At 68.5% G+C, this 298-nt stretch carries 1 protein-coding gene; it reads left to right on the top strand.

Annotated features, from left to right (window positions below; all coding sequences use genetic code 11):
* Positions 1-298 (top strand): hypothetical protein (locus tag IH48_RS34090; protein WP_037844303.1); only part of this gene is annotated, 298 nt, incomplete at both ends.

Below are 298 nucleotides of genomic sequence, written 5' to 3'. Positions count from 1 at the left end.
CGTCAACCAAGACGGCACCAGCAGCCAACTCAGCGCCCCCAACGGCCCCTCCCAGGAACGCGTCATCCGCCAGGCCCTCGCCAACGCCGGTCTGTCCGGTGATCAGGTCGATGCAGTCGAAGCGCACGGCACCGGCACCAAGCTCGGCGATCCCATCGAGGCCCAGGCCCTCCTCGCCACCTACGGCCAGGACCGTCCCGCCGAGCAGCCGCTCCACCTCGGCTCCATCAAGTCCAACATCGGCCACACCCAGGCCGCCGCAGGCGCCGCCGGTGTCATCAAAATGATCCTCGCTATG

The organism is Streptomyces sp. NRRL F-5126 (genome assembly GCF_000721265.1).
Taxonomy (GTDB): Bacteria; Actinomycetota; Actinomycetes; order Streptomycetales; family Streptomycetaceae; genus Streptomyces.
Note: the sequence above shows the minus strand (reverse complement) of the source record. Positions and strands in the feature narration are given on the sequence as shown.